Consider the following 8,131-nt stretch of genomic DNA (forward strand, 5'->3'; position numbering starts at 1 on the left):
GGCCGGGCGCATCGACGTGCCGCTGCGGCCGCACCCGACCGACTACGAGCGCGACGTGGCCGGCCTCGCGCGGGCGGAGTTCGCGACCGCGAACTGCTTCGTGCGGCGCACGGCGCTCGAACGCGTCGGTGGTTTCGACGAACGCTTCACGCGCGCGTGGCGCGAGGACGCCGACCTGATGTTCGCGCTGCGCGAGCATGCGGGGCCGATCGTCGAGGTCGACGCCGCGCGGATCGTGCACCCGGTGCGCCCCGCGCGCTGGGGCGCGAGTATCGGCCAGCAATCGAAGGTGTATTTCGACGCGCTGCTGTACAAAAAGCATCGCGCGACCTACCGGCGTCATATCCGGCCGATGCCGCCGTGGAACTACTACGCGGCCGTGCTGTTCGCGCTCGGCGCGCTCGGCTGTTTCGCGGCCGGCTGGCGCGCGCCGGGCATCGCGTGCGCGCTCGCGTGGGCCGTGATCACCGCCGCGTTCTGCGCGAAGCGGCTGCGCGGCACGCGGCTCACGCCGTCGCATGTCGCCGAGATGATCGTCACGTCGATCGCGATTCCGCCCGTGTCGCTGTACTGGCGCATGCGCGGCGCGCTTCACTTCCGGGTGTTCTTCCTATGAGCTTCGATTCCGCTTCATCGTCCGGTCCGAGCCGCATCGCGGTATTTCGCGCGCTGCAGCTCGGCGACATGCTGTGCGCGGTGCCGGCGCTGCGCGCGCTGCGGCGCGGCGAACCGGATGCGCGCATCACGCTGATCGGGCTGCCGTGGGCGCGCGAATTCGCGTCGCGCTTTTCCGACTACATCGACAACTTCATCACGTTTCCCGGCGCGCCGGGCCTCGGCGAGCAGCCGGAAGCCGAGCCGTCCGCGCGCGAGGCGTTCGTCGCGGAATGCCGGGCGCGCGACTTCGATCTCGCGATCCAGCTGCACGGCAGCGGTGCGCAGACCAACGCGATCGTCGCGTCGCTCGGCGCGACGCGCACCGCCGGCTTCGTGCCGCCCGACGGCGGCACGACCGCGCTCGATTGTCCGGTCACCTGGCGTGACGGCGAACCCGAGGTCACGCGCTGCCTGTCGCTCACGCGCAAGCTCGGCTATCCGGACTGGGGGGACTACCTCGAATTCCCGCTCGGCGGCCTCGACTATGCGCTCTGGCATGTGCTGTGCGAAGAATACGCGCTCGATCCGGGCCGCTACGTGATCGTCCATCCGGGCGCGCGGATGGCGTCGCGGCGCTGGCCGGTCGAGCGTTTCGCGAGCGCCGCGCGGCAGCTCGCGGCCGACGGCTGGCAGATCGTGCTGACCGGCACGCGCGCGGAGATCGCGCTGGCCGCCGCATTCGCCGAGCAGCTCGCGCGGCCGTGCGTGAACCTGTGCGGGCGCACGCCGCTCGGCGCGCTGGCCGCGCTGATCGGTCGCGCACGGCTGCTGCTGTGCAACGACACGGGCGTGTCGCATGTCGCGGCGGCGCTCGGTACGCCGAGCATCGTCATCGCCTGCGGCAGCGACACGGCCCGCTGGGCGCCGCTCGACGCCGAACGTCATCGCGTGATCGCGCACTACCCGGCGTGCCGGCCGTGCATGTTCGACACCTGCCCGTACGGGCACGAATGCGCGAGCGCGATCAGCGTCGACGACGTGATGGATCGGGCGGGCGAACTGCTCGCGGAGGAGAGGCGTCATGTCACGTAAGCGGTTGCGCGTGCTCACCTGGCACGTGCACGGCAACTATTTGTATTACCTGTCGCAGGCGCCGCACGATTTCTACCTCGTGACGAAGCCGCAGCATCCGCCCGGCTATGCGGGGCGGGTCGGGCATCTGCCGTGGGGTGACAACGTGCACGAGGTGAGTGTCGAATGCGTGCGCGACACCGAGTTCGACTGCGTGCTGTACCAGCATCACCGCCACTACGAGCAAGACCGGATGCGATTGCTGAGCGACGCGCAGCGTGCGTTGCCCGCGCTGTTCGTCGAGCACGATCCGCCGCGCGAGCATCCGACCGACACGCTGCATCCGGTGCAGGACCCGAACATGTTGCTGGTGCACGTGACGCCGTACAACGCGCTGATGTGGGACAACGGCGTCACGCCGACGCGCGTGATCGAGCATGGCGTGCTGCTGCCCGACGGCATCGAGTATCGCGGCACGCTGCCCAAGGGCGTGACGGTCGTGAACAACCTTGCGCGGCGCGGGCGGCGTCTCGGCGCGGATCTGTTCGAGGTGGTGCGCCACAGCGTGCCGCTCGATCTGGTCGGGATGGGATCGGCCGAACTCGGCGGCATCGGTGAAGTGCCGAACCCGGCGCTGCCGCAGTTCCTGTCGCACTACCGGTTCTTCTTCAATCCGATCCGCTATACGAGCCTCGGGCTCGCGGTGATCGAGGCGATGATGATCGGGCTGCCGATCGTCGCGCTCGCGACGACCGAGATGGCGCAGCTCGTGAGGAGCGGTTACAACGGTGTCGCCGATACGCGGCCCGACGCGCTGATCGATGCGATGCGCATGCTGATTCGCGATCCGGAACTCGCGCGCGAGTGGGGCGCGGCGGCGAAGCGCGACGCGTGCGAGCGGTTCGGCATCGAGCGCTTCGCGCGCGACTGGGACAACGCATTGCGCGACGTTGCGTGCTAGCGTGAACGGGCCCTGATCGACGCGCTTGAAGCGGGCGTGCTTACGCGCTCGGCGGGCTCGCCGGTGTGGGCGCGCTCGCGGCGGCGCTGGTGCCCTTGGTGCCGTTGGCGCTGCTGGTGCCGTTGGCGCTACTGGTGCTCGACGTCGGCGCGGCGGTGCCGTTCATCGCGTTGCGCTCGTGTTCGGGCAGCAGCGCGAGGCGGTTGTACAGCGTCTTCAGGCTGATGCCGAGCGCTTTCGCGGTGCGCGGCTTGTCGCCGTTGAAATGGCGCAGCGACGCGACGATGAAGCGCTGCTGCGTATGCGCGAGCGTCGTGCCGATATGCAGCGTCATCGCGTTGTGACGCACTTCCTCGCGCGGCGGCAGGCGGCGCGGCAGCTGCAATTCGATCTGCTCGTCCGCGAGGATGAACGCACGCTCCAGCGCGTTGCGCAACTCGCGCACGTTGCCGGGCCACGAGTAGGTGCGCAGCGCCTTCATCGCCTGCATCGACAGACGCTTGCGCGTGCGGTGCCGCGCGTTCAGCCGCTCGACGATCTGCAGCGCGATGTCGCCGACGTCGTCCTCGCGCTGCCGCAGCGCGGGCACGTGCAGCGCGATCGTCGCGATCCGGTAGAACAGGTCCTCGCGCAGCCGGCCGCTGCGCACGGCCTCGACCGGATCGTGATGGGTCGCCGCGACGATCCGCACGTCGAGCGGAATCGCTTCGTGGCCGCCGACCCGCACGATCGTGTTCGATTCCAGCGTGCGCAGCAGTTTCACCTGCAATTCCGCAGGCATTTCCGCGATTTCGTCGAGAAACAGCGTGCCGCCGCGCGCGGCTTCGAACATGCCCACATGTTGTGCAACGGCGCCGGTGAAGCTGCCTTTTTCATGTCCGAACAAATGGGATTCCGCGATGTCTTTCGGAATCGCACCGCAGTTCACGGGCACGAACGGGCCGCGCCGGCGCGGGCTCATGTCATGGATGAGCCGCGCGACGATGTCCTTGCCGGCACCGCTTTCGCCGACCACGAGCACACTCACGCGCGTTGCGGCCACGCGCGAAATTTTCAACATCAAGTCCTGGATTGTTCGCGAACGGCCGAACAGCCGCGTGCCGTCATCGTCGGATTTCGACATGAGTGATATCGCATTTTGGGAAGTTTTGACCGAAGCCGTCGGGACAAGATGAAAAAATGACGTGGCATCCGCCGTTTTTCACGTAGAAAGCATACCTCTTATACCGAAGGCCGCAGATTGAATCTGGCAATGCCATCGTCGCGGGCGGATAGATTTATTCGATGAGCGGCGAATGCACAGCGCGCCTCTTCTATACTGCTAGACAGTCGTTTGTCATGGCAGGACTACTTGTCTGCTCGTTCGTATGCGGTGCGATCGTATTGCCGGATGCCCGGCGTCGTACCCCGCATCGCATGCCCGCCGCGGTTTCGGCCGATGCTCCAGCCGGGCCGCATCACAAGGAGCTTCGATGCCTTACGTCCTGATCGTCGAAGACGATGCCGATACGCGAGCGATGCTCGCGGCACTCGCGCAGGCGCAGCAGCTTGCGTGCGACACGGCCGCGACGCTCGAAGAAGCGCGCACGCTCGTCTCGACGAATACCCCCGATCTGGTGCTGTGCGACCTCGTGCTGCCGGACGGCAACGGAATGGATCTGTTCGACGCATTGCCCAAACGCGCGCATTGCGAAATGGTGCTGACCACCGGTCACGCGAGCCTCGAAACCGCGATCGACGCATTGCGGCGCGGCGCGACCGACTACCTGGTGAAGCCGCTCAACATGCAGCGGCTGAACAGCATCTTCGCGCGCGTGCCGCGCACCACCGCGCTGCATGAGGAAATCGCCGAGCTGCGCTCCGAACTGCAGCGCCTCGGCCGCTTCGGCCGGATGCTCGGCAGCTCGCCCGCGATGCAGGCCGTCTACGACGCGATCGGTCGCGTCGCGCGTACCGAAGCGTCAGTGCTGCTCACCGGCGAATCGGGCACCGGCAAGGAGCTCGCCGCGCAAACCGTGCACGACCTGAGCCTGCGCCGCCGCGGCCCGTTCCTCGCGGTGAACTGCGGCGCGATCGCCGCGAACCTCGTCGAAAGCGAGATGTTCGGCCACGACCGCGGCAGCTTCACCGGCGCGGAGCGGCAGCACAAGGGCTTCTTCGAGCGCGCGGACGGCGGCACGCTGTTCCTCGACGAAATCACCGAGATGCCGGTCGAATCGCAGGTCAAGCTGCTGCGCGTGCTCGAAACCGGGCGGCTCACGCGCCTCGGCTCGACGCGCGAGATCGACGTCGACGTGCGCATCGTCGCCGCGACCAACCGCGATCCGGAAGCCGCGATGGCGGACGGCAAGCTGCGGCCCGACCTGTTTCATCGGATCAACGTGTTTCCGATCCCGCTGCCGTCGCTCAGAGAGCGCGGCGACGACATCCCGATGCTCGCCGATGCGTTCCTGCAACGCTACAACGAGGAAAGCGGCCGCAACCTGCGCTTCGCACCGGCCGCGCGCGAAGCACTGAAGACCTACGCATGGCCGGGCAACGTGCGCGAGCTGCGCAACTTCGTGCAGCGCGCGAGCATCTTCAGCGACGCCGATGTGATCGACACGCTGCCGCCGCCGATCATGGACGAGTTGTCGAGCATGGTCGAATCGCACGAAGATCGCGTGACGGTGCCGTTCGGCACGCCGCTCGAGGAGGTCGACCGCAAGCTGATCCTCGGCACGATCGCGCAATGCGGCGGCGTGAAGGCGCAGGCCGCCGAGGTGCTCGACGTCAGCCTGAAAACGATTTACAACCGGCTCGCCCAATTGGAAGACGAAACGGAAAAGCCGGACTCCTGATGCGCCGAGCGCTGCGGTCATGCGCGCGCACGCGTGCGCCGACGCGCGGCGTCGTCGATCCGGCGGCGCAGGCGCTCGACCTCCGGCGGAATCGCATGCCGCTCGCGCAGGATCCCCAGCAGCCCGGCGAGCGCGTGCGTGACGCCGCGTTCACGCCGCAGGCGCGGCAGCATGCGCAGCGTATGCGCGAGCGCGGCGCCGGCCGGCCATCTGAGCCATGCGGTCCACACCGTGTTGCGGGTCGCCACACTCACGCGCGTGTGCACGTCGCGCTGCATCGAAGGGTAATGATGAACCGTCAGGTGCGGTGCATACACGAGCCATGCGCCCGCGCGATACAGGTCGAGCGCGAGCAGCGCCTCCTCGCCGCCGAGGAAGTCGCGCGGGTGATAGCCGCCCGCTTTCACGAACGCGTCGCGCCGGAATGCCGTCGCACCGGCCAGCAGCCCGACGGCATGCGGCATGCCGGTCCGTTCACCCGTTGCCGGCCGCCGCCGACCTTCCGGCAGGAGCGTGTCCGATGAGTGAACGTGCACGGCCGCAGGCCGGAAATTACGCAACCGCCGTGATGCTCGTTGCGACCGCGACCGTGCTGCAAACGCTGGCGATCCGGTTCGGCGGCGTGAACCTGCCGCTGATCCTGTACTACCCGCTGCTCGCCGGCGCCGCGTGGGCGACGTCGTTCTTGTTCGGGATCCTGTCGACCGTGATCAGCGGGCTCTTGGTCTGGACGCTGTTCCTGTCCGATGCGGCCGCGTATACCGGGCCGCTGCCCGACCGCCTCGTGCGGCTCGGCACCTTCATGCTGGTCGGCGTGCTGGTGTGCGCGGTCGCGGCGATGCTGCGGCACGCGCGGCTCACGAACGAGCGCGCGCACCGGCGCGAGGCCGCCGCGCGGCGGCAGCTCGACGCCGTACTGCAGGCGTTGCCGCATGGCGTGATCGCGACCGATGCGAAAGGCCGCGTGACCTACGTGAACGCGGTGGCGGCCGCGCTGGCGGGCGGCGGCCTCGACGACGCGACGGGCCGTCCCGTGCGCGACGTGCTGCACGTGTTCGATCGCGACGACCGGCGCGTGCAGACGACGCTCGAGCGCGCGCTCGCCGGCGCGCATGCGCTGTCCGACCGCCACTGGCTGCACGGCGCCGACGGCAGCCCGCCGGTACCGATCGTCGAGGCGGCGTCGCCGATCGTCGACGCGCACGGCAACCTCGACGGAGCGGTGCTGTTGCTGCGCGATGCCGGCACGGAGCGCGCGTCGGCGGAGGTGTCGCGCCTGCAGCGCGCGGTGGTCGATGCGTCGCCGGACGCGATCGTCGGGATCGACCGGCAGGGCCGCATCGTCAGCTGGAACCCGGCCGCACAGCGGATCTTCGGGTATGACGAAGCCGACGCGCGCGGGCGTCCGCTCGAAACGCTGGTCGCAATGCGTTGGCTGCGGCGCAACCCGCTCGCCGATTCGTTCGACGCGATGCGCGAAGCGGTCGGCCCGCTCGAATTGCTGTGCGTGCGCCGCGACGGCCGGCGCTTTCGCGCAACGGTGTCCGCCGGCCCGGTACGCGGCGACGCGCGCAGCTGCGTCGCGCTGTCGCTCACGCTGCGCGAGACGGGCGCGCAGCGCCGGCACGACCTGCGCACGCAGCGCTCGCTGCAGGGTGCACGCGACGCGCGCGACCGGGCCGATACGTCGAATCGTCTGAAGGACGAATTGCTCGCGACCGTGTCGCACGAACTGCGCACCCCGCTGAACGTGATCTACGGTTGGATCGAGGTGCTGCGCAATACGCGCGACGACGCGCTGGGGCAGCAGGCGATCGATGCGATCGACCGCAGCGCGCGTTCGCTGACGCGCATGGTGGGCGACATCCTCGACGCTTCGTCGCTCGCGACCGGCAAGCTGCGGATCGACCCGATGCCGGTCGACGTGGTGCGGCTCTTCTCCGATGCGGTCGGCGCCTTCCAGACGGCTGCGTCGTCGGCCGGCATCGTGCTCGAATTCGAGTGCACGGCGAGCGCATGCGTGGTGTCGGGCGACGCGGAACGCCTGCGGCAGATGCTCGCGAACCTCGTGTCGAACGCGCTGAAATTCACGCCGGGCGGCGGCGCGGTGACGGTCACGCTGTCGCGCGACGACGCGCACGCGGTGCTGGCCGTGACGGACACCGGGCAAGGCATTCCGCCCGCGTTCATTCCCCACGTATTCGACATGTTCCGCCGCGCGGACGGTTCGCCCGCGTCGCCGCGGCGCGGGCTCGGGCTCGGCCTGTCGATCGTGCGCCACATCGCCGAGCTGCACGGCGGCCAGGTGCATGTCGAAAGCGCGGGCCGCAATCGCGGCGCGACGTTCACGGTGACGCTGCCGGCCGGCTGGCAGCCGACGGGCGTGATGGCATGGGGCATCGCGCAGGCCGATGGCCGGCGCGATCCGCTGATGCTCGATGCGCAGCGCATCCTGATCGTCGACGACGACGCGACCACGCGCGCGAGCCTGACGGCCGCGCTGACGACGCTCGGCGCGGCCGTCGCGATCGCCTCCTCGGGCCGCGAAGCGCTCGCGGTCATCGCCGACCTGCAGCCGACCGTCGTGCTGTCCGATCTCGCGATGCCCGACGGCGACGGTTTCTGGCTGCTCGACGCGTTGCGGCACGGCGGGGCGAACGGC

Annotated in this window: 6 protein-coding genes and 1 pseudogene; 5 read left to right on the forward strand and 2 right to left on the reverse strand. The window is 69.1% G+C overall.

Annotated features, from left to right (window positions below; translation table 11 throughout):
- The 3 genes from F3J14_RS32060 to F3J14_RS32070 all read left to right on the forward strand — a co-directional run.
- On the forward strand, nt 1-616 hold a 616-nt coding region (locus tag F3J14_RS32060; protein WP_282100784.1), incomplete at its 5' end, for a glycosyltransferase family 2 protein.
- Nucleotides 613-1,689 (forward strand): glycosyltransferase family 9 protein, encoded by a 1,077-nt coding sequence (locus tag F3J14_RS32065; RefSeq protein ID WP_166726340.1) that lies wholly within the window; start codon nt 613-615, stop codon nt 1,687-1,689. The genes F3J14_RS32060 and F3J14_RS32065, both read left to right, overlap by 4 nt.
- Nucleotides 1,679-2,629 carry a glycosyltransferase family 4 protein gene (locus F3J14_RS32070; RefSeq protein ID WP_166726341.1) on the forward strand — a complete coding sequence of 317 codons (951 nt, stop codon included), beginning with the start codon at nt 1,679-1,681 and terminating at the stop codon, nt 2,627-2,629. The genes F3J14_RS32065 and F3J14_RS32070 overlap by 11 nt, the downstream gene beginning before the upstream one ends.
- Before the next feature lie 40 nt (nt 2,630-2,669).
- On the opposite strand, the gene F3J14_RS32075 is transcribed toward F3J14_RS32070, so the two are convergent.
- On the reverse strand, nt 2,670-3,752 hold the full coding sequence (locus F3J14_RS32075; RefSeq protein WP_166726342.1) for a sigma-54 dependent transcriptional regulator: 1,083 nt from the start codon (nt 3,750-3,752) through the stop codon (nt 2,670-2,672).
- 349 nt (nt 3,753-4,101) lie between these two features.
- On the opposite strand from F3J14_RS32075, the gene F3J14_RS32080 reads away from it, so the two are divergent.
- Nucleotides 4,102-5,469 (forward strand): sigma-54 dependent transcriptional regulator, encoded by a 1,368-nt coding sequence (locus F3J14_RS32080; RefSeq protein ID WP_166726343.1) that lies wholly within the window; start codon nt 4,102-4,104, stop codon nt 5,467-5,469.
- Between the two features lie 17 nt (nt 5,470-5,486).
- Here F3J14_RS32080 and F3J14_RS32085 read toward each other — a convergent pair.
- Nucleotides 5,487-5,921, reverse strand: a pseudogene (locus F3J14_RS32085) (glycosyltransferase family 2 protein); the annotation flags it as partial.
- Between the two features lie 68 nt (nt 5,922-5,989).
- Here F3J14_RS32085 and F3J14_RS32090 point away from each other — a divergent pair.
- A partial coding sequence (locus F3J14_RS32090) for an ATP-binding protein (RefSeq protein WP_166726344.1) occupies nt 5,990-8,131 on the forward strand: 2,142 nt, incomplete at its 3' end.

It is taken from the genome of Burkholderia sp. Tr-862 (assembly GCF_011753085.1).
Taxonomy (GTDB): domain Bacteria; phylum Pseudomonadota; class Gammaproteobacteria; order Burkholderiales; family Burkholderiaceae; genus Burkholderia; species Burkholderia ambifaria.